17 protein-coding genes and 1 pseudogene are annotated in these 23674 nt (G+C 33.8%); 6 read left to right on the top strand and 12 right to left on the bottom strand.

What is annotated here, in order from left to right:
* Positions 1-40: 40 nt before the first annotated feature.
* Entirely contained in the window at positions 41-613 is a 573-nt protein-coding gene (locus tag ACGH49_RS05640) for a cell division protein ZapC (protein WP_411588558.1), read from the top strand.
* On the opposite strand, the gene ACGH49_RS05635 is transcribed toward ACGH49_RS05640, so the two are convergent.
* Positions 603-1706 carry a YcbX family protein gene (locus tag ACGH49_RS05635; RefSeq protein WP_411588557.1) on the bottom strand — a complete coding sequence of 368 codons (1104 nt, stop codon included), beginning with the start codon at positions 1704-1706 and terminating at the stop codon, positions 603-605. The two genes, ACGH49_RS05640 and ACGH49_RS05635, sit on opposite strands and share 11 nt — an antisense overlap.
* Before the next feature lie 102 nt (positions 1707-1808).
* On the bottom strand, positions 1809-2291 hold the full coding sequence (gene greB, locus ACGH49_RS05630; RefSeq protein ID WP_411588556.1) for a transcription elongation factor GreB: 483 nt from the start codon (positions 2289-2291) through the stop codon (positions 1809-1811).
* Between the two features lie 333 nt (positions 2292-2624).
* Between greB and ACGH49_RS05625 the strand changes: the two genes are divergently transcribed.
* From ACGH49_RS05625 to ACGH49_RS05610, 4 genes and pseudogenes are all read left to right on the top strand, one after another.
* Complete coding sequence (locus tag ACGH49_RS05625) at positions 2625-4064, top strand: hypothetical protein (protein WP_411588555.1); 1440 nt, start codon at positions 2625-2627, stop codon at positions 4062-4064.
* A 166-nt stretch (positions 4065-4230) separates the two neighbouring features.
* Positions 4231-4752: pseudogene (locus ACGH49_RS05620) on the top strand (Tex-like N-terminal domain-containing protein); the annotation flags it as partial.
* Positions 4753-5146: 394 nt separating this feature from the next.
* On the top strand, positions 5147-6583 hold the full coding sequence (locus ACGH49_RS05615; protein WP_411588553.1) for a hypothetical protein: 1437 nt from the start codon (positions 5147-5149) through the stop codon (positions 6581-6583).
* A gap of 167 nt (positions 6584-6750) precedes the next feature.
* Positions 6751-9057, top strand: coding sequence for a Tex family protein (locus ACGH49_RS05610; protein WP_411588552.1), 2307 nt, complete (start codon positions 6751-6753; stop codon positions 9055-9057).
* Between the two features lie 333 nt (positions 9058-9390).
* On the opposite strand, the gene ACGH49_RS05605 is transcribed toward ACGH49_RS05610, so the two are convergent.
* The 10 genes from ACGH49_RS05605 to ACGH49_RS05560 all read right to left on the bottom strand — a co-directional run bounded on the left by ACGH49_RS05605 (position 9391) and on the right by ACGH49_RS05560 (position 22163).
* Positions 9391-10266 carry a YjjW family glycine radical enzyme activase gene (locus ACGH49_RS05605; protein ID WP_065606817.1) on the bottom strand — a complete coding sequence of 292 codons (876 nt, stop codon included), beginning with the start codon at positions 10264-10266 and terminating at the stop codon, positions 9391-9393.
* Positions 10241-11788, bottom strand: coding sequence for a YjjI family glycine radical enzyme (locus tag ACGH49_RS05600; RefSeq protein ID WP_411588550.1), 1548 nt, complete (start codon positions 11786-11788; stop codon positions 10241-10243). The genes ACGH49_RS05605 and ACGH49_RS05600 overlap by 26 nt, the downstream gene beginning before the upstream one ends.
* A 14-nt stretch (positions 11789-11802) precedes the next feature.
* Positions 11803-13485, bottom strand: a complete 1683-nt coding sequence (gene ushA, locus ACGH49_RS05595) for a bifunctional UDP-sugar hydrolase/5'-nucleotidase UshA (RefSeq protein WP_411588548.1) — start codon at positions 13483-13485, stop codon at positions 11803-11805.
* 30 nt (positions 13486-13515) lie between these two features.
* Positions 13516-14817 (bottom strand): pyrimidine-nucleoside phosphorylase, encoded by a 1302-nt coding sequence (locus ACGH49_RS05590; protein ID WP_411588546.1) that lies wholly within the window; start codon positions 14815-14817, stop codon positions 13516-13518.
* Positions 14818-14921: 104 nt separating this feature from the next.
* A complete protein-coding gene (locus ACGH49_RS05585; RefSeq protein WP_411588595.1) occupies positions 14922-15323 on the bottom strand; it encodes a cytidine deaminase in 402 nt (133 codons plus the stop codon).
* 26 nt (positions 15324-15349) lie between these two features.
* Positions 15350-17323 (bottom strand): bifunctional 2',3'-cyclic-nucleotide 2'-phosphodiesterase/3'-nucleotidase, encoded by a 1974-nt coding sequence (locus ACGH49_RS05580; protein ID WP_411588544.1) that lies wholly within the window; start codon positions 17321-17323, stop codon positions 15350-15352.
* A gap of 29 nt (positions 17324-17352) precedes the next feature.
* Positions 17353-18522: an adenosine deaminase gene (add, locus tag ACGH49_RS05575; protein WP_411588542.1), complete on the bottom strand. Its 1170-nt coding sequence runs from the start codon at positions 18520-18522 to the stop codon at positions 17353-17355.
* 304 nt (positions 18523-18826) lie between these two features.
* Entirely contained in the window at positions 18827-20068 is a 1242-nt protein-coding gene (locus tag ACGH49_RS05570; RefSeq protein ID WP_411588541.1) for a nucleoside permease, read from the bottom strand.
* A 97-nt stretch (positions 20069-20165) separates the two neighbouring features.
* A complete protein-coding gene (gene deoD / locus ACGH49_RS05565) occupies positions 20166-20882 on the bottom strand; it encodes a purine-nucleoside phosphorylase (protein ID WP_065560334.1) in 717 nt (238 codons plus the stop codon).
* Between the two features lie 48 nt (positions 20883-20930).
* The gene (locus tag ACGH49_RS05560; RefSeq protein WP_411588539.1) at positions 20931-22163 is read right to left on the bottom strand and encodes a phosphopentomutase; all 1233 of its coding nucleotides are present in this window, start codon (positions 22161-22163) and stop codon (positions 20931-20933) included.
* 446 nt (positions 22164-22609) lie between these two features.
* On the opposite strand from ACGH49_RS05560, the gene murB reads away from it, so the two are divergent.
* Positions 22610-23620 carry a UDP-N-acetylmuramate dehydrogenase gene (gene murB / locus ACGH49_RS05555; RefSeq protein WP_065606833.1) on the top strand — a complete coding sequence of 337 codons (1011 nt, stop codon included), beginning with the start codon at positions 22610-22612 and terminating at the stop codon, positions 23618-23620.
* Positions 23621-23674: the final 54 nt, after the last annotated feature.

Genomic DNA, 23674 nt, shown 5'->3' with positions numbered 1-23674 from the left:
TTTGACTAATTTTAAATCAAATAAGAAGGATGACATATTAATGAAAATGGCTTTTCGACCAACAGATTGTTGGCGATGGTATTTTGATAGCGAATATGATAGTTTAATGCTTGAAGTTTCATCTGAAATGTTATTTCGTTCTTGTTATCCAAGTAAAATGTTAGTTCCTGATGTTTTTGGTGAATTTCCATTTTCTGTTAGTGACGCAACGTCTTATTATCAATTTTATAATAGTTGTCAGTTACTTAATTTGACAGATTCACAAAAAATTGAACTATCAATTAATGCTATTGTGGCGGCAAATTTTTTAAAACCTCAAATGCCTAAAAGTTGGTATTTTTCACAACAGCCTATGCTATACTTTCCAAAAATCGCAGATGTTGTCGAGGTGAGTTTGCAAGAAGGTGCTCACAAGGTTTGTTTGATGGTTGTCGAAGCGGGTGAGAATGCTTCTCTTTGTATTATTGCACAACCTTCGTTTAATGCAATGAACAAAACGTTTGTGTTTTCTGAAGCAATTAAAGTAATGAATGACAGATTGGTACCTGTAGAGAAAAATTTAATTGTGCAAACGTCTGCTTTAGATAATTTTGGACTTAAGGCTATTTCTTAAGTAATTTAATTGTAATATCTCCTTTAGGGATACAGCTACAAGCTAAAATTTTATTATTTCGTCTAATAGCAGCTTGTGTTAATGCATCTACTTCACCTTGTTTTAATTCAACTAGGCAACGCCCGCAAATACCAGCATGGCAAGAATAAGGTAATGCTATTTTATGTTGTTCTAGCTGCTCTAAAATAGTTTGCTTATTATTTCCTTTAATTATTTGATTTTCAAAATTTATTGTACAAAATTTTGCTTCAGTTTTTATTTCTGTTGGAAAGGTTTTAATATAGTTTTTAGCTGGTTGCCGTTCCAATACCTCAATTTTATCGTGAACTGAAATAGTTCCATGATTTCGGGCTATCATATTCATACCAAAATCAATTTCACCTTGCTTATCGGCTCTAAAGTAACGTAAGGTTTTAATTGGTTCATTATCAGCTAAAAATGTTGCAGATTTTATGTTCATTGTCGTTATAACACAGCGACTACAGGGTTTAACAATATCAAAAATCACATTGCCAATTTTTATTGTTTTCCAGCCATCTTCCGCAAAAGGTAGTGCCCCATGAATAATAATATTTCCACGAAATTGTCTAATATCGAGTCTTTCAGGGCATTGCTGTTGTAAATAATCAAATGAAGCTTTATTTAATAACAAATAAGGGTAACCATCAGCAAAACTAACAGGAATTTCAGGATAGCGTTTGGTTCGACGAATTAATTGTTGGCCAACCCATCTTAATTGCACATCTTTATGCAAAATTTGACTGAAAAATTGATTGACTCTTATAGGGGCAATTAATGAAGTAAAATGATTACCCCAAATTTCAGTAGGCTCATAACTCAACGAAAACTCATCAAGATTAAATTTTATCATTTCAGTTGGAGATAGTGAAATATGTATTTCGTTTTTTACTATGGATGTTTTGAATTTCAGAAGCTCAGGGTGTTGTCTTGCCGTAATGAAGGTGCCATCGGGTTCACTAAGCATCAATATACGGTCATGCTCAAAGCCTCCATCGACAGTATTTGCCTTTGTTAATTGTATCCCTTGCATTGATTTGATTGGGTAGATGTATAGTTGATTGACGAAAATCATAATATCTTAAATAGATTATAAATGTTCTGATGATTATATACTTAATTACCCATATCTTATAGTTTTTAGGTTTAACAAATGGAATGAATAAGTTAAGGTATATTAGCATAACTCGGTATAGCTTATTTTAGTAATGTAATACAATACTTTGCCATTAGGGGTGATAACGGCTATTTCGTCATCAACTTTATGACCTATTAAGGCTTTTGCTACTGGACTATTAATCGATATCCAATTTTTTTTAGGATCAAATTCATCGCTACCAACAATACGGTAAATATGTACGTTATCATTTTCGTCTTCCAATTTTACCCATGCGCCAAAAAATACTTTACCTTCTTGCTTTGGATGTGGTTCGACAATTGTCAATGTTTCTAATCGTTTGGTGAGAAAACGTACACGTCGATCAATTTCGCGTAACCTGCGTTTTCCATAAATATACTCTGCATTCTCACTACGATCGCCAAGGGCTGCTGCATCTGATACAGCTTGTGTAACGCGAGGCCTTTCTTCTTTCCATAAATATTTCAATTCATGATTAAGATTTAAATAGCCTTCTCTTGTTATATAGTTTTTTTTTTGCATATTTTTAGTGCCTATAATTATTTTTATTTTTCGAGTAAAAGTTCTATATTTCTTTATTAAAATTCATTATTTCGAATAAAAATCAGACATGCCTTTAATAAAATTTATTCAATTATTTAATTTTTATTAAATTAAAATTAAATAATCTTTAAAAATCAACAATGAAATGTTATGATGACTTTATTGTTTGTATTGCTTTTTTTCTGCTTTTTTGTCTGGATATCTATTGCTTAGTAACTAAGTAAGTATATCGTATAAATAAGTTAAATTTTGTAACTACACAACAATAAAATAAATAAGTTGTTATTGTTTATATCACCATTAGGAATGAATATGACTACACGGAAACAGTTAATTTTTAGCTTATTTTGTCTTATTAGTTTTTTTTCAACTAAATCTATAGCATTATCGGCCGTTACAGCAAATACTATTAAGGGAAATAGTCCTCGTTTTATTAGTTCAATAGAAAATAGTATTCAATCCAATAAAGCATTTAATTATTTTGGTGTTATCTATAATGGAAATACCTATTTTTACACAGGTGATTTGAACACTGCATTAGGCTTAGACATTTCAACTAGAACTCCTGAAAGTTTAGGTCTATCAGCCGCAATTAGGCAACCAGAAAGCTTTGAGGTTATAGATGTTGATGGTGATGGAGATATTAAATTATTAGAAGACACGGATGCCCCAATTTCTCTAGAATGGTATTATGAAGATGCAAGTAATAAAGAAGTTAAATTAACAGTTGATCAAACAAAAACTGCATTTGAAACATTAGTAAAAAGTGGTATTTATCCTTATATTAAAGTTAGTGGTGGGATTGCTTTAACTACGAAATACGGAGATCCAAATTTTCAGGCTTATCCAGATGATAAAATTGCTATAACTAAAATACCTTATCGAAATTTTAATATCAAAGTGGGTGGTGAAGCCGTCAAATATGCTAGCCCGCATATGCTTTATAGTGCTCCAGCTTATTCTTGGGGGGATAGATCTATTTTTGATTGGGTAGATTGGAATGGCTTTGTACCACAAGATGATTATTTAAATAACTTCCCTTCAGTTGGTGCAAATGACCTCTTTTTCTATTTAATTACTGAGAATATTGACAATTCATTAGATACAACAAAATGGATTGTAAGAACATCGGATCCTAATAAAGGATCTCCTAGCGCAATTACAGCGATAGTTACAAAATCTGAAGCTTCAAGAGCCCAGATTGTAGGTGGTTTTAAGGCTTATGATGCGAAAAATATGGTACTGGTTACATTAAAAGGTCCTGATTCATCATCTAAAGGTGATAATCATGCTACAGCACCCAAAGCGAATTTACCAGTTGATATTGAAATAATAGGTGAAACCAAACAAGGAATAACACTTAGTTACAGATTCCGAATAACTAGATGGTTTATCAATAGAGGAGAATATACTGATACTCATCAAAAACAAAACGATTGGTGCAATAATTTAGGTGATTATAAATTAGCATCTCTTAGAGAGCTGAGTAATGCAAACTTTCTGCTTCATCAAGATAAATATGGTAATAATCCTGATAACTACTATAAAAGAGCTGTACATGGGGGATTAATTACTGAATGGGGGGGATTAGCGTATTATCAAGGCGATAATTTTTATAATCCAACCTATGGTTGGACTAGTGATATTTCTAATTCTACGGGTGAGCCTATTTATATCAATATGAATGATGCTGCACTAAATGGCGATAGAGATGATCAGCATCCGTATTACGCATTATGTAGTTCTAAATAAAGAAGTTAAATTTGTGGTTAGCTCTATTTAATGTTAGCCAAGCTGAAAATATCCCAATAACTAGCAGTTATATTTTTTAGGGAGGAGATAAAAGGCTCAGAATTGCAACAGAAACAAGGATAGGTATATAATCACTACTTTGCTTAAAATTGTTAAAAATACCATGATGAATAAACAAATTAGCCATATTATAGCCAGTCAGTTAGCCGTAAAGTCAGAACAAGTTCAAGCGACGATTCAATTATTAGATGAGGGTAGTACCGTTCCTTTTATTGCTCGTTATCGAAAAGAGGTGACAGGTGGGCTTGATGATACCCAATTACGTACTTTTGATAGTCGATTGAGCTATTTGCGAGAACTTGAAGATCGTAAGCAAACAATTTTAAAGTCTATTGAAGAACAAGGTAAATTGACATTAGAATTAAGTAACAGTATTGCACAAATGCTTAGTAAAACTGAACTCGAAGATCTCTATTTACCATATAAACCTAAACGCCGTACTCGAGGTCAAATTGCCATTGAAGCAGAGCTTGAGTCATTGGCGGATGGCTTATGGCAGAATCCCATGCTTGATCCTGTAATTGAAGCCGAAAAATATATCAATTCCGATAAAGGTATTACTGATACAAAATCAGCAATGGATGGAGCTCGTTACATTTTGATGGAGCGTTTTGCAGAAGATACAGCTTGTGTAACGCTGTAACGCGGGGCCTTTCTTCTTTCCATAAATATTACAATTCACAATTAAGATTTAAATAGCCTTCCCTTGTTATATAATTTTTTTGCATATTATCCAATACCTATAATTTATTTGTTTTTTTATGATAAAAATCAATAATTTTTAAAATTTTCATTTGTATTTATTTTTTTACATTTATCAAATTAAATACAAATAATGTTTTAAAATTATAATTAAGATGATATGATATTATACGTTATTAATTGTATTGCGGTATTTTCCTCTATTTTTGATTGAATATGACTTATTTTTTAAGTTATATCTATAATCTAAAATAGATTCAATTTCGCAATTACAAATGAATAATTTGTTATTGTTTTTACATGATCAATTAGGAATGAATATGGCTACACGGGAAAGATTAATTTTTAGCTTGGTTTGTCTTATTAGTTTTTATTCAACTGAATCTTTAGCGTTATCGTCCGTTACAGCAAATACTATTAAAGGAAATAGTCCTCGTTTCATAAGTTCAATTGAAAGTGATATTGAATCCAATAAAGCATTTAACTATTTTGGTGTTATCTATAATGGAAAGTCCTATTTTGATACAGTTGATTTGAATAAGGCCTTAGGAAAAAATGTTTCGACTGAAACTCCTAAAACTTTAGGTTTATCAGCCGCAATTAAGCAACCAGGCAGTTCAGAGGTTATAGATGTTGATGGTGATGGAGATATTAAATTATTAGAAGATCCGGATACTCCAATTTCTCTAGAATGGTATTATGAAGATGCAAGTAATAAAGAAGTTAAATTAACAGACAAACAAACACAAACTACATTTGAAACATTAATAAATAGTGGTATTTATCCTTATGTTAAAGTAAGCGGTGAGATAGCTTTAACTTCTAACTATGGGGCTCCAAAATCTCAAACTTATCCGGATAGTAAAATTGCTGTAACAAAAACACCTTATCGAAATTTTGTTGTTCAAGTAGCTGGTGAAGCAATCAAATATGCTAGCCCACATATGCTTTACTCTCATGGTATTTATACTTGGGGAGACACAGCAGTTTTTGAACCGACAGACTGGAATGGCTATGTACCACAGGAAAATTATTTCAATAATTTTCCTTCAGTTGGTGCAAATGGTCTCTATTTTTATTTAGTTACTCATGGTATTGATAATTCATTAAATACGACAACATGGAGTGTCAAAACATCGAATACTAATGATGGATCGCCTAGTGCAATTACTGCGATAGTTACGAAGTCAGAGGGGTCAAAAGCACAAGACTCAATCGGTGGTTTTAAGCACTATGATGCGAAAAATATGGTTCTGGTCACATTAAAAGGCCCTGATTCATCATCTAAAAGTTCTAGCCAGGCTACAGCACCAAAAGCGAATTTACCTGTTGATATTGAAGTGATAGGCCAAACAAAACAAGGAGTAACACTTAGTTACAAATTTAGAATAAATAAATGGTTTATTAATAGAGGTAAAATTATTGATGAATTTGATAAGCAAAAAGCTTGGTGTGACGGTTTAGGTGATTATCGATCGGCGACAGCTAGGGAATTGAGTAATGCAAAATTAATCAGTTTGCCAGATAATGGTAATAATATGTTCAACTATAAAAGATCTGTACATCAGGGATTGATTACTGAATGGGGTGGATTATCCTATTTTGGTGGTGCTAATTTTTATAATCCAACTTATGGATGGACTGGCACTATTTCACCAGTTACTCATAATCCTATTTATGTCAATATGAATGATGCTGCATTAGAAGATGGTAGAGATAAGCATCATCATTATTATGCATTATGTATTTCTAAATAAAGAAACAGACTAATTTATGGTAAACTTTATTTAATATGAGTCTAATCAAAAAATATCTCTACAATAAGTAGTGATATTTTTTAGGAAGGAGTTCAAAGGTTCAGAATTGCAACAGAAACAAAGATAAGTATATAATCACCACTTTGCTTAAAATTGTTAAAAATACCATGATGAATAAACAAATTAGCCATATTATAGCTGGTGAGCTGACCGTAAAATCAGAACAAATTCTAGCGGCGATTCAATTATTAGATGATGGCAGTACTGTTCCTTTTATTGCTCGTTATCGAAAAGAAGTGACAGGTGGGCTTGATGATATCCAATTACGTACTGTTGATAATCGATTGAGCTATTTGCGTGAACTTGAAGATCGCAAGCAAACAATTTTAAAGTCGATTGAGGAACAAGGTAAATTGACATTAGAATTAAGTAACAGTATTACACAAACGCTTAGTAAAACAGAACTTGAAGATCTCTATTTACCATATAAGCCTAAACGCCGAACTCGAGGTCAAATTGCCATTGAAGCAGGGCTTGAACCATTAGCTGACGACTTATGGCAAAATCCCATACTTGACCCAGTAATTGAAGCAGAAAAATATATCGATTCTGACAAAGGTATTACTGATACTAAATCAGCAATGGATGGTGCTCGTTACATTTTGATGGAGCGCTTTGCCGAAGATGCTGCGTTATTAGCAAGAGTGCGTCAATATCTCTGGAATAATGCTCATTTAGTTTCGCAAGTGGTGAGTGGTAAAGAAGAAGAAGGTGCTAAATTTCGAGATTATTTTGCACAAAGTGAATTGATTTCTAAAATACCATCTCATCGTGCATTAGCAATGTTTCGAGGGCGAAATGAAGGCTTTTTACAACTCTCCTTAAATGCTGACCCGCAATTTGAACAAGCGACTAAAGAGAGTTATTGTGAACAAATTATCACTGAATATCTAGGTGTTCATTTTAATGAACAACCAGCAGATAAATGGCGCAAAGCTGTGATTAATTGGACATGGCGCATTAAAATTCTGATGCACATGGAAACCGAATTAATGACAACATTACGTGAGCGAGCAGAGGAAGAAGCGATTAATGTATTTGCTGCCAACTTGCATGATATGTTAATGGCTGCTCCAGCAGGTATGAAAGTTACTATGGGCATGGATCCCGGTTTAAGAACAGGTGTAAAAATAGCTGTTGTTGATGCAACAGGTAAATTAGTTGCGACTGAAACGATTTATCCTCATACAGGGCAGGCAGATAAAGCAGCTATGGTTATTGCCGCACTTTGTATTAAATATCAAGTTGAATTAGTGGCCATTGGTAATGGTACAGCTTCACGCGAAACTGAACGTTTTTATCTTGATGTTCAAAAGAAATATCCAGAAGTGAAAGCACAAAAAGTGATTGTAAGCGAAGCAGGTGCCTCGGTTTATTCTGCATCAGAACTAGCAGCGCAAGAATTTCCTGATTTAGATGTATCTATTCGTGGCGCAGTATCAATTGCACGTCGTTTACAAGATCCATTAGCAGAGCTTGTTAAAATTGATCCTAAATCGATTGGGGTGGGGCAATATCAGCACGATGTTAGCCAAACACAGTTAGCAAAAAAACTTGATGCTGTTGTTGAAGATGGTGTTAATGCGGTTGGTGTTAATTTAAATACTGCTTCGATGATGTTACTTGCTCGTATTGCTGGACTTAATAAAGTAATAGCCCAAAATATAATTAATTGGCGTAATGAAAATGGACAATTTACGGATCGTCAACAATTATTAAAAGTGGCACGCTTAGGTCCTAAAGCATTTGAACAGTGCGCTGGATTTTTACGTATAATGGATGGTAAAAATCCCCTTGACGCATCGGCCGTTCATCCAGAGGCTTACCCTGTTGTAGAGCGCATTTTAGAAAAAAATTATAAATCTCTAAAAGAAATTTTAGGTGATACAAACTATTTAAAATCACTTAAGGCAATCGATTACGTAGATGATCATTTTGGTGTACCAACAGTTACAGATATTATCAAAGAGCTTGATAAACCAGGTCGTGATCCAAGACCTGAATTTAAAACTGCGCAATTTGCTGATGATATAGAAACGATGGAAGACTTAAAAATAGGTATGATTATGGAAGGATCTGTTACTAATGTAACTAATTTTGGCGCGTTTGTTGATATTGGTGTGCATCAAGATGGTTTAGTACATATTTCTGCTTTATCAGATAAGTTTGTTGATGATCCAAGAACTGTGGTAAAAGCTGGTGATATAGTCAAAGTTAAAGTGATAGAAGTTGACATTCCTCGAAAACGTATCGCTTTATCAATGCGATTAGATGATCCTGCAGCGCCAAAAACTGATAATCGAAAATTCATTAATGAACGTTCGGTTAACAATACTAAAAAACAACACTCTTCTTCAATGACTAATAATGTCATGGGAAATGCATTTGCAACTGCATTTAAAAAGAATAAATAATATTTTTCTAATTTAAGGGACAATTGTCCCTTTTCTGCATTTAAAACCATTTAGTTAAAGCCATGTAATAGCAATTTATTCAATATAGATCTGAACCATATCAGTAAAAGCAAATCAAGTTTATCTTTTTTCGATCTTAATGTAATAGTATTATTGGTTATGATATAACGTATTATTAATATTAAATAACTCTATTGTAAATCTCCTTAAACAAGCAGCATAATTTTCTACTTGAATATTGACTAAGTTTGGGGTATTTACACATCAATATAAATTATCTACCATTTATTGATGCTTAAAATTAACAAGAAAGCATTTCTGACAAATTAGGTACTAATTTTTTCTGAAATAAACATTAGGTAATATAATATGTTTTAAGCTATGCTGTTTTAATTGTTCTGCAAACAGTTCTATTTTGAGTCTACTGGCGGATGGCCAGTTTTTAGCGATACCATGTACACCATGATTATGAAAAGCATTAATTCTTATTTGAATATTGGGATCTAAATCAATTAAAAATTTGGCAATATTTTTAGCATTATCCTGTAGATCCGTTTGTTTAGGAATAATTAAAAGTCTTACCTCATATAGTTTTTTTATTTTTGCCAGATATTTAATCGTTTCTTTTACTCGTTGATTGTATCTTCCCGTTAACTTTTTATGCACATCATTATCCCAAGCTTTGAGATCAATCATTGCGCCATCCATCACATTTTCTACTTTTTGCCACCCTGTTTTAGTTAAATAACCATTGCTATCAATAAAACAGGTAAGGTGCTTTAAATCGTTAGATTGTTTGATAACATTGAATAGCTCTTTAATAAAGGGTAACTGCATTGTTGCTTCTCCACCACTTATGGTAATACCATTTAAAAATGGTAGATATTTCCGGATAGCGATTAAAATATCATCTACACTATATCTATAAGTCATTGGTGATGAAGAATGCTTACAAGTATTAATACAAGTATCGCATTGCTGACAATTTGAAGTTTGCCATATAACTTTATTGTTACTAAAACTTAATGCTTTATGTGGACAAGTATCAACACATTGACCACAATCCTTGCACAATGATATCGTATAAGGATTATGGCAGTTTAAACAACGAAAATTACATCCTTGTAAAAATATAACTAGTCGATTACCAGGTCCATCTACACAAGAAAAGGGTAAAAGCTTATTAACGATTGCCCATGTCTTGCTCATGACTAATTACTCGTGGTTTTCGACATAAATAACTATTGTTTTTAACGTCATTAGCAGCTTCTGCTCCTAAAAACGTTGTATTAATTCGTGATCCTTCTTGTTTATACTTTTTGATGTCCGATAATCTAACCATATAACCAGTTACTCGAACAAGATCATTACCACTGATATTAGCAGTAAATTCGCGGAAACCAAATTTAAAAGCTGCTTTACAAATTTGTAGTAAGGCTAGAGGATTATTTTTGATTGTTTCATCAATTGTTAAAATATCGCTGATACCTGATGTGTAGTAATGATGGTGTTTAAATAGCGCCATAATATGGGTAACAGGATCAGGTTCATGACCATAAGGAATGCGTAAACCAGGGGTTGTGCCTCTATCTGAACTAATACCAGATTGCGAGTGCAACATAGCCTTTCCTTTCCAAGCATTTTTTATTGTGTGTGTATCAATAAATTTGGCAACGAGTTGGGTAATGGTTAATGCTAGCTCATTGGCTTGTTGGTCAAAACCATAACGCCCTGCTAAATTTGCTTTTTCTTGCAGGATATTGACCGCTTCAGCCATACTAAAGATACCAAACATGGGGGCAAATCGATTGGGATCGATTAATCCTTCTTGGACTAAAAAACTGCTATTAAAAAAGTTGGATTGATTATAAAGAAAGTTAGATCTTGCTTGAATAAGATTAAGCTGTAACTGACAATAGTAAGGTAAGGTATTTGTCAAAAAATCCTCACTATTTTTACTTCGTAATGCTACCTCTTTTAAATTAATTCGCGAAAGCGTGCTTCCTCCACCTGCAACTGGTAGTGAATTATAGCAACTTACAACACCATAACCTTTGTCATCAAAATCTTTTTCGATCATATTATTATTTGCAATATGAGGTTTGCTTGTTTCACAAATATTTTCAATTGCCTCTAATAATAATGATTCTGTTGTAATGCCTTCATCATAGATAAAGGTTAAATTAGGTGCAACTTGTTTAAGCTCTCTATCTACACGTAAAATTACACGGCAAATAATATTATCAGTTGGACCAATGTTTGCATGCATAAATGCGTCAGGTAAATTACGATCAAGCATGATCCAAAAGTTTTTTATGCGACGATACAACTGATCTTCAGTAAGTTCACCAACATATGGAAGAAGTACTTGATCTAAACATCCTAAATAAACAGGCATTCCAGTTACCGAAGGAACATGATGATAAGCAATAGTAAGCATATTTAGCGCATCATCAAAAGTTTTGGCAGGCTCAAGTTCAAGCCATTTTGAACCTTGTTGTAAGAATTTAGCATAATCAGGAAGCACATAGCGTGGTTTATATGGAGCGTGCCCCTCATACATGTCACAAATGACGCGTTCATCTAAAGCTTTTTTGGTTTCGCTATCAATATCAACATAAGGCAAATTGTTTTCTGCTGCTAATGCAAGTAAATTGGCTTTTTGTTTTGGTGACAAATTCGGGTCTGTCACAATATTATAACAACTTTGTTGAAATTCAGTCATACTCATAATTATCTCAATATTTATTTCTCAATAATAAATTGTTTTGGTTCATAATCAGACGCAGTAATTGGCGAATGAGTCTCAAAATATTGTTTTACTACATTGGCATCGCGATAGCCTGTATCAACATAAGTCGATGACGTATTGGTTATTGGATAGCCGTCTCCACCTGCGGCTAAAAAGTCGAGTGTGGCAATGCGATAATTTTTTTGTAAATTGATCGGTTGATCATTAATTTTTACATCTTCAATATTGTTCCCATTTCTTGTTAGGTCTATATTTTTCAAATGTGCATACCCACCCGAACCTTGTTTTTTACTTAATGCAACTTTTAGATAATCAATTAATTCACTGCCAGTTAATTCAAAATAAACTACACTATTACCAAAAGGTTCTACTTTTAAAATATCACGATAAGTAATATTACCTTCAATTAATGAATCACGAATCATCCCCCCAGACATAATGCCAACGTCTGCATTGGTTTTTTCAACAAAAGCACTGAGTAACAGTTGTCCCATATTGCTTTGTTGGTATCTAACAACATCTCGATTACCTTCTAATCGTCCTTTTAACTCGCCACTTTTCACTAACAACTGCTGTTTACCTAATTCTTGATAAGGTCTCAAATTTTCAAGTAAGGATTTATCTTGAGGAATTTCTTGCGTGTAATATTCAAGGCGTTTGGTACTGTTACCAGTATCAACCTCTTTTTTAAGGTTAATAGGAATTAATTGATAATTTTTTAACGTGATTTTACCATTTAAAAAGACAAAATCTGCACGTCCAACATATTTCCCCCATTCGTGGGCCTGCACAATCCATGTGCCATTTTGTTGATCTGGCGCGCAAGGTGTACCTGGTACATATTCGGTAATACGTTTATTAGGACTAGCCATACACACAGGGTTTTGTGAGTGTCCTCCCACTATCATATCTAAATCGCCGGTCTGTAAATTTCTGGCTAATTCAACATCACCCAGTGCCATTGAGCCATGTTCACCATTTTCATAATGCCCCATATGAGTGACAGCAATAATCATATCAGGGTGTTCATTATCTTTTAACTGTTTAATTATTTTTTGTGCTTCGGGTAAGGTTTGTCGAAATTCGACGCCTTCCGTATTTTTGGGTGAAGCAAGAAAAATGGTATCGTCAGTGGTTAAACCAAACACAGCAACTTTAATACCATTCAAATAAAACATTTTATAGGCATCAAATACACGTTTATCTGTGCCTTTAAAGTAAGTGTTTGCCGATAAAAAAGGAAATTTTGCCCATTTCTGTTGCTCACGAATAATAGTCAAAGGATGATCAAACTCATGATTACCAACAGCCATAGCATCGTAACCAACCGCATTCATGCCAATAAAATCAGGTTTGGCTTGCTGTACATCAGATTCAGGGACACCAGTATTAATATCACCACCTGATAGCAGCAGTAATTTCCCTCCTTTTGCCGTAACTTCTTTTCGAATTTCATCTACTACGGTTTTTTGAGCAGCAAGCCCATACTCACCAATATCATTTTGCCAAAAACGGCCGTGGTGGTCATTGGTATGCAAAATAGTAAATTGATAAGACTTGTCTTTTTCTAAAGTTGGAACTGATGAGCTTTTTGTGGAAACAGCGGCCATGCAAGAGGCTGAAAATAGCCCCATACAAACAAGTAATGATAGCTTTTTATTTAATTGATAATGCATGGTATCTCCTAAATCATTATATAACAGCTATTATCCTGTAATCACCTTGTAAATAAGTTGAGGCTCAGTTGCGTTATCGCTAATGGTAATATTGTCATATAATTTTTGCTTGATAGTATCAAGCTTATCAGTATTGGCGTGTATCGTTAATAAAGCTTCACCTTCAGTAACTTTGTCGCCTACTTTTTTATGTAACACGATTCCAACAGCTGGATCAATAATATCTTCTTTGGTTGCACGACCAGCACCTAATTGCATTGCAGCGATCCCGATTTGATCTGCGATAATTTTTGATACATAACCTGACTTAAGGGCTGGTAGGGCAATTTGGTAAGGTGCACTAGCCAATTTTTCAGGATGATCAACGACCGAACTATCACCACCTTGTGCTTCAATTAGGGTTTTAAACTTCTCGATAGCTTTACCATTTTTAATGACTTCTTGAAGTTTTATTCTGGCTTCTTCTAATGTTTTTGCTTTATCGGCAAGTACAACCATTTGACTACCTAATGTTAAAACCAGTTTGGTTAAATCAGCTGGACCATTCCCTTTCAACGTATCAATTGCTTCTTTTACTTCAAGAGCATTACCAATTGCAAAACCAAGAGGTTGAGACATATCCGAAATAATTGCCATGGTTCTACGGCCAATTTGATTACCAATATTTACCATTTCATGGGCTAATTTTTCTGAATCGGCCATATCTTTCATTAGCGCACCATCACCTGTTTTAACATCAAGAACGATGGCATCAGCACCCGCTGCCAATTTTTTACTCATAATTGAACTTGCAATAAGAGGAATAGAGTTAACAGTACCTGTTACATCACGTAACGAATAAAGTTTCTTGTCTGCTGGGGTTAAATTTCCTGATTGGCCAATAACGGCAAGGCCTTCACTATTAACTTGATTAATAAAATCTTGTTTACTTAACTCAATTTTAAAATCAGGAATCGATTCAAATTTATCTGTGGTGCCACCCGTGTGACCAAGCCCTCGTCCAGACATTTTAGCTACTGGAACATCTAAAGCTGCTACTAAAGGAGCTAGAACTAATGTTGTAGTGTCACCTACACCGCCAGTTGAATGTTTATCAACTTTAATGCCTTTGATTGAAGACAGATCAACAGTATCGCCAGAATACATCATCGCCGAGGTTAAATCTGCGCACTCTTTGGAAGTCATACCTTGATAATAAATTGCCATTAATAAAGCACTAACTTGATAATCGGGGATAGTTCCATTGGTATAATTAGTGATAAAAAATTGGATTTCATCAGTGGTTAATACATTGCCGTCACGTTTTTTTTCTATAATATCTACAAATCTCATTACTATTCTCTCTTACTATCAATAAATTAAATTAGTGTATTGCTTTGTTTATACAAAATAAATTTTGAGTCCTGATTATTATTTTTTATTGTTAAAAAATAATGCTAATCAAGATCACTTGGTGAAAAAGACCAAGGTAATAATTCTCCCACTGTTGTTTCCTGAATTTTACCGTTCATATTGGTCAAAATAACAGGCATATCTTTAGCACAAAACTCACTAATAACTTGACGGCAAGCTCCACATGGTGAAATAGGCCCATCAGTATCTCCAATTACCACCAATTTTTTAAATTTTGTTTTACCTTCAGAAACCGCTTTAAAAATTGCCGTTCTTTCGGCACAATTTGCTAGTCCATAAGATGCGTTTTCAATATTACAACCTAAAAATGCTTCATCATCTTCAGTAACTAGCACGGCACCAACCTGAAATTTAGAATAAGGTACATAAGCTTTGGAACGGGCAGTTTTAGCAAGTTCAATCAGTTTTTCAATTTTCATATGAATAATCCTTTGAGTCGTAATAATTTTAATTAATTTTTAGGTTGAGTATTAATTGGCGACTGCAAATCTATCCGATAAACACCCAAACCAGATGTATCTGTATCGATAAAATGGATAGGGTAAAGTGAATATTTTTCGATATAAGATTTAGCTTCATCTGATGGTGATGATTCAAAGCGAATATCTAATTTTGTATTGCTAGTAATTGGGGAAATTTGCCAATTATTATCGACGGTAACATTGGTTATACCATACTTTTGGGTTGTATTGGTAATGTAAGCGGAAAGGATGACTCTTAAATCATCGGGAGAATTAAATTTAATATTTTTTTCACCTGTGCCTGGGAATATACCACTATAAGCACGATAATTATTAGTGGCAATCAAGAATCCTTGATTAGGATCAATTGGTTTTTGTTGATAAGTAAGATTAATAATTCTTTCAGATGTAGAATTAATTAACTGACAATTTGCATCATAACGGGGTGGTTTGGTAACATCTATTTGATAATTCACTCCATCAATGATATCAAAATTATAGGTTCTGAATTTATCCCAATTAATTAAATATTGTGATTGTGATGAATTTATGTCAATTTGGTTATATATACCTGCTGAACATTCCAGCCACTCTTTAATTTCCTTACCAGTAATTTTTACAGCCGATAAAATATTAGGATAAAGGTAGATATCTGCTGCATTTCTAAACTTTAAATCCCCTTTTTTGACATCAACAAAAGCACTTGGATCGTTTTTTCTACCTCCAGCTTTGAATGGTGCAATAGCGGATAAAATGGGCAAACCATCAAGATCAGGATCTCCTTGAATAAACTGCTTAACGTAATCAATTTGCGCATCGCTAATGAGCTGTAAGGCAGAAGTATCTCCAACCAGTGCTAAATAGCTAGTAATATCTGTTGATACTTTACCTATTGGTATACTAACAAACTCACGTGTTCCTTGGTGATCTTTAGCCAGTATCTTGGTAATCTTTTTATCTTCTTTAACTAGTGCTTTTTTATTTATTACATCATAGATTGGTCTAGCTTCTGATTTACCTGAAATCACTTGCCATTTGGATTTATCATCATCAAGAACTAAGTCTACTACCCCCAAATGGCTACCCCATTGACCAGGCATCACAGCAGGAACATGATTAATATTGCCAGTATTAATATCTGTATTTGGTAATGATTTGAAATCTTCACTCGGAAATATGCCGTGAGAATGGCCAAACATAATTGCATTAATACCCTCTACTTGGCTCAAGTAGTACACTGAATTTTCAGCTAATGCTTTATAAGGTTCAGCTGAAACACCAGAATGAGGAATAGCAATAATAACATCAGCACCTTCTTTTTTCATTTTAGGTACTAATAATTTGGCCGTTTCTGTAATATCTTTAACGACAACTTTACCATCAAGATTAAGTTTATCCCATTGCATAATCTGTGGCGGTACAAAACCAATATAGCCAATTTTAATAGTATGTTTATTGCCGTTTCTATCAATAACAGGAGTATCTAAAATAATATATTGTGTAAAGAATGGCTTTTGGGTTTGGGCATCATAAACATTAGCGTTAATGTAAGGAAATTTTGCTCCGGAAAGGCTTTTTTGCAGAAATTCCAATCCAAAATTAAATTCGTGGTTACCAATATTACCCACAGTATAATTAAGTGTATTGAGTGCTTTATAAACAGGATGAATATCGCCATCATTAAAACCCTTCTTTACGGCATAATCAGCCATTGGGCTGCCTTGAATTAGATCACCATTATCAACAAGAACACTATTTTTTACTTCATTTCTTGCTTGATGAATTAAATTAGCAGTTTTTACTAATCCAAAAGAATCAACAGATTGATCTTTAAAATAATCATAATTCATCATGTTCCCATGCAAGTCGGTTGTTTCAATTATCCTTAAATCAATCGTTGCAGCATTAACAACGCCAGATATAAATAGGGTTAAAAGAAACAGGGTTAACTTATTTTTTTTCATGCAAATCTCCTATTATTCTGACAAATAAATTAGTTAACAGGTATGGTTAGTAACAGTTTTTGATACCCTAAAAATCGTTCAATGATTGCTGGATTGTATTCTTTTTCATTAATATTTTTTTTCAGTAATAGCTTATCATTAGAAGTAAAAAATGAAAGAACATGCTCAGTCAAACGGCTTTTAACCGAATCTTCGACAAATGCAGCTTGAACGCCACACAACGTTATATCAAGTAATTCTAATCTTGAAAAGCCAAATACTGTATGAGCAATGTGATACTCTTTTTCAATATCTGTACCAAAAATACCAGCATCATCTGTATTTAAGGTAATGCGAACGCCTTGGTCATAAAGTTGCCTTATTGGATGTTGATAAATATCGCCATGCAGTTCATTCACTAAAATTCGATTACTAGTTAAAGCAATTTCTAGAGTGATTTTTTTTTCGACCAGTTCACAAATAAGCGCTTTGTTTTCAATGGCACGAATACCATGACCAATTCTATTTGCACCGTGTTTAATAGCTTGAATAATGCTCTCATTTGAATCAATTTCGCCAGCATGATACGATTTTTTTAAATTCAGCTTTGCCGCCAACTCATGGGAATCTTTAAAATCATCAAAATGCCCAATCATTTCGTTACCAGCAATATTAAATCCCGTAATAAAGGGATGATAATTATTTTGAATAAAACGCAACGTATCATAAACAACATTAGCGCCTAAGTGCCTAACACCAATAACATGATATCTAACTATAATATCATAGTCGTTTTGTACCTTAATAATCGCTTTGTCCATGTAAGAAAGAGTTTGATTAAATCTTTCTTTATCCCAAATCAACTCTCCATTAACTTCGGTTGTACAAATATGATAGGGGGACAAAAATAGCTCGCAATAAATTAACCCTTGTTTAGCATTCCTATTAAGAAAATCGTAAGTAATAGAATAATAATCTTCAGGATCTTTTAGAAAGCTAGAAACGGTATCATATGTATTAATAAATTCTTCAAATTTGGATTCGTCATACAAATATCTACCATTTTTATATTCTTTGGCATTGTATTGACCTGATTTGTAACATAGTGTACTAGGAAAAGGAATATTATTTTTTTGTGCTAACTGATGAGCCATGACAGGGGTAATGCTGCCTTCAACATGTTCGTGCAATATAACTTTAGGTATCATTTGATCGTTCATTAGGTATTTAATCTATTTTTAAATGAGCTAAATTGGCTTTAGTAACATTGGTTTTACTAACAATGACATTAAACGCTTATTAAAAAATTTTTAATAACATGTATATCATTGTTAATTGGGTTATTTTAACTTGATAAGATACTTATCTGCTATATCTTTTGCATCACTTATTTATATTTTTGTGCGGTAAATCAAATTTTTACGATAATTAATTGTTAGTAAAAAGGCAACAAAATGTATTGTTGCCTACGTATTGATTGAGTGGGAAAAAGCTCCACCACACAAAGAATAATTAATTAATGATTTAAATAGTTTTTGGATTAGGCTTTTCGTTTTTAAAGATCAACATAAATACAATTGCTAGAACCAAAGCATAACCTGCAAAAATAAGCCAAACTGTTTGCCATTCTGTAACGTTTCCAACTGTATAATAATCGACTACATAACCACTGCCTACCGAACCTAAATAAGCACCGAACCCATTAGTCATGGTCATAAATAATCCTTGAGCACTATTACGAATGGTTGGCGATACCGATTTTTCAACATACATTGAGCCAGATATGTTGTAAAAGTCGAAAGCACAACCATAAACAATCATTGAAAGGAGAAGTAAAACAGAACCGAAAAGAGATGGATCGCCATAAGCAAATAAACCAAAACGAGCAACCCAAGCAAGCATACTAATTAGCATAACGTATTTAATACCTAAACGTTTCATGAAGAAAGGTACAAATAAGATAAATGCGACTTCTGACATTTGAGAAATAGACAACAGTATAGAAGGGTATTTAACCACTAAACTATCAGCATATTCAGGGAATCTTTCAAAATCATGTAAAAATGGATTACCAAAAGTATTGGTTATTTGTAAAATACCGCCTAATAAAACTGCAAATAGAAAAAATATAACCATTCGTGGCTGTTTGAATAAAACAACAGCATCTAACCCTAATGAGCTAATGATGTTTTTTTCTTCAATTTTATTTTGTGCTGTTGGAATCAATGGTAGCAAGAATGAATAAAGGCTGAGTAATAAAGCAGATGCAGCTGCAATATAAAGTTGCATGCTACTCAGTTCTAATTTTAGAAGACTCACAAGCCACATAGCAACAATAAATCCAATGGTGCCAAAAATTCTGATACAAGGGAACTCGGTAATAACATCAAGTCCACGTGATTCTAAGCAAGAATAAGCGATTGAATTTGAAATGGCGATGGTTGGCATGAAAGCTAAGCAATGGATCAATATCACAATCATCATCATGAAAGGGGATGTTACTGAAGCCGCAATAAATAGCGCTAAAGCACCGATTAAATGACAAAGCATATACAAACGGTTAGCAGGTATCCATCTATCTGCTACAATCCCAAGTAAGCCTGGCATAAACAAAGAAGCGATACCCATTGTTCCGTATATCGATCCTACTTCAAGACCAGTAAATTGTAATTTACGTATCATATAAGAACCGAGAGTTATTAACCAACTTCCCCAGATAAAATATTGTAAGAAAAATATAACCCTAAGTTTAAAATGAATATTCATTTATAATTCCTTAATAAACGAGATTTACTATAATCTAAATATCAATAAAATAATTATTTGATCAAAATAAAAAATGGCAGATTAACCTGCCATTTTTTTAGTTTTGATTTAATAAAACAGACTCCAGTGCAACAGTGATCATTTCTTTGAACCCTAATTGTCTTTGTTCTGCTGACATTGCTTCGCCTTTTCGGATATGATCCGAAACTGTACAAATAGCCAGTGCTTTTGCACCATATTCTGCCGCAACGCCATAAATGCCAGCTGCTTCCATTTCGACGCCTAAAATATTGTATTTTTCCATAACATCAAACATATCAGGTTCAACACTATAAAAAAGGTCAGCAGAAAAAAGGTTACCAACTTTAACATTCACACCCAATTTTTTAGCTGCATTAACGGCATTACAAGTTAAATCAAAGTCGGCGATAGCAGCAAAATCATGATCTTTAAAACGTAAACGGTTGACTTTTGAATCGGTACAAGCACCTAACCCAACAATAACATCCCCCAAGTTGACATTAGGGCTAATTGCACCACATGAACCAATACGAATGATGTTTTCAACACCATAAAATTTAACTAGCTCGGTTGCATAAATAGAGCAAGATGGAATACCCATTCCATGCCCCATAATTGAAACCTTTTTATCTTTGTAATAACCAGTGAAACCCAACATGGACCTTACATTAGTAACTTCTGTTGCATTTTCTAAAAAGGTTTCTGCAATAAATTTTGCTCGTAGCGGATCGCCGGGCATTAAAACGGTTTTTGCAAAGGCATTATCAACAGCATTAATATGCGGGGTAGACATTAACTTCTCCTGATATTTGTTTCGAAATCGATATTACTTAAACTTAAATTATTTATTTTTTATAAAAGATTTACCGTAATCCATTGGCGATAAATCAAAATAATCGGCAACACTCTGTCCTATATCGGCAAATGTTTCACGATGACCTAAAGAGCCAACAGGCACACTATCTCCGTAGACAATGACAGGTATATGTTCGCGAGTATGATCGGTACCTGACCAAGTTGGATCACAACCATGATCGGCGCTAATAATAAGCAGATCGCCAGGTTGGATAAGCGCTAACATCTCAGGAAGACGACTATCAAAATATTCTAAAGCAGCAGCATAACCTGAGACATCGCGACGATGCCCATAAGAAGAGTCAAAATCGACAAAATTGGTAAATACAATCGTATTATTTTTAGCCTGCTTAATTTCTTCTAGTGACGCATTAAATAAAGCTTCAAGACCGGTTGCTTTTACTTTTTTGGTAATTCCAACTTGTGCATAAATATCGGCAATTTTACCAATTGACACTACGGTACCTTGTTTTTCATCAACTAGTTTTTTAATCATTGTTGGTGCTGGTGGTTCAACAGCAAGATCGTGGCGGTTACCCGTACGCACAAATTCGCCCGCTTTTTTGCCAACAAAAGGTCTAGCAATAACGCGGCCAATGTTGTAATTACCTTTATTTAGCTCATCACGTGCAATTTCGCAGACTTCATAAAGTTTATCTAAACCGAAAGTCTCTTCATGACAGGCAATTTGGAATACAGAATCAGCAGAAGTATAAAAAATAGGCTTGCCAGATGCCATATGTTCTTCACCAAGTTCATCAAGAATAACTGTACCAGATGAGTGACAATTACCGAGGTAACCAGGAAGTTTTGCACGAGAGACAATTTTATCTAAAAGATCTTGAGGGAAGCTATTAGTGGTATTAGTAAAATAACCCCAGTCAAAAAGAACTGGCACGCCAGCTAATTCCCAATGTCCTGATGGAGTATCTTTACCTGAGGAAATCTCGCTAGCATAGCCATATGAACCAATAATTTCGCCTTCAGTTTGCATGCCTTTAGGGTAGTGACCAGTTGATTCATACGCCGCTTCGATTAAGCCTAGTTTGCCTAAATTAGGTAAATTTAATGCGCCACTACGACCATGCTCAGCTTTACCTAAAGCACAAGCTTCAGCAATATGCCCTAAAGTATCAGCGCCTTCATCGCCATATTTATTTGCATCTTCAGCGCCACCGATTCCAAACGAATCTAGGATCATAATAAAAACTCTTTTCATAATTTCCTCTATCTAATAAGCAAAACTTAACTTATGTACAATTAATAAAATCAATAGCAATCAATCTAATAAAAATGCCTGCTTTTTGTATTAAAATTCTAACTATAATTCATAAAACGCTACTTAGTTAGCTATAATACACGATAACAAAAAACAAAAAAGATTTAAGCGCTGCTTTAACTGAATATTTGTTTAAATAATGTGATGAATTTGATCTTAGTCATACTTTTGTAGCCCAAAATATATAAAACGTTTTTTGATGACCAGCTAATAGCAAAATTATAGAAAAACTTAAAATCACACACGACTAAATATTTAATCAAATAATGTTAACCAATGTGGTAATATAAACTCTAAATACGATAGATTGCAAACTATAGAAATAACCTAAAAAATTGATTGATTTTTGGATGTCTATTTTCACAAAAAAATAAAGGTAGTTATCAATGAAACAAAAAATTCCTAATACATTTGGTTTAACTGTTTTTGCGCAAAAAGTTGTTACTGTAACCAGTCCCGAACAATTACAACAAGTTTGGCAAGATAACTCCCAAAATTTACCAATTATGATTATTGGCGAAGGCAGTAACACACTTTTTACCTGTGATTTTGATGGTATGATTATTGTTAATCGCATCAAAGGTATTACCATTAGTGAAACAGAACAAGCATGGCATTTGAAAGTGGGTGCTGGCGAAACTTGGCATGATCTAGTATCAACAACCATCAAGGAAAATATACCTGGGCTTGAAAATCTAGCATTAATTCCTGGATGTGTAGGTTCGGCACCGATTCAAAACATTGGTGCTTATGGAGTTGAGTTTCAAAAAGTTGCTGATTATGTGGAGCTGCTTGAACTAGCTACAGGTAAAATCACCACTGTAACTGATGGCCAATATGGATATCGTGAAAGTATCTTCAAAAAAGCGTATTTGCAAGGTTATGCTGTTATCAATGTTGGTATAAAATTACCAAAACAGTGGCAGCCAGTTTTAACTTATGGGGAATTGCGAAACTTTGATCCCAAAATTGTTACTGCAAAAATGATATTTGATAAAGTGTGCGAAATTCGTTGTAGTAAATTGCCAGATCCAAAGGTTTTAGGCAATGGTGGAAGTTTTTTTAAAAACCCAGTGATCGATAAAATTGTGGCGGACAAGCTACTTGAAATTTATCCAAACATGCCAATATATCCACAAGCTAATCATCAAACAAAATTAGCTGCAGGTTGGCTTATTGATCAGTGTGGTCTTAAAGGCTATCAAATAGGCGGAGCGGCAGTGCATCAACAACAAGCATTGGTTTTAGTTAATAAAGACCAAGCAACAGCACAAGATGTGGTTGAATTAGCTCGACATATAAAAAAATGTGTATTACAAAAATTTTCGGTGAATTTATCACCAGAAATCCGATTTATCGGCAACTCGGGTGAAATTGATGCAGACAATTATTTATAATTAGCACCAAATTATAATTGCCCGCAAATTTTAACCCATAATTATACGCGATAA

It is taken from the genome of Gilliamella sp. BG7, from assembly GCF_046635565.1.
Lineage (GTDB): Bacteria > Pseudomonadota > Gammaproteobacteria > Enterobacterales > Orbaceae > Gilliamella > Gilliamella apicola_P.
The sequence above is the reverse complement of the archived record's forward strand: the minus strand, read 5'-3'. Positions and strand labels throughout refer to the sequence as shown.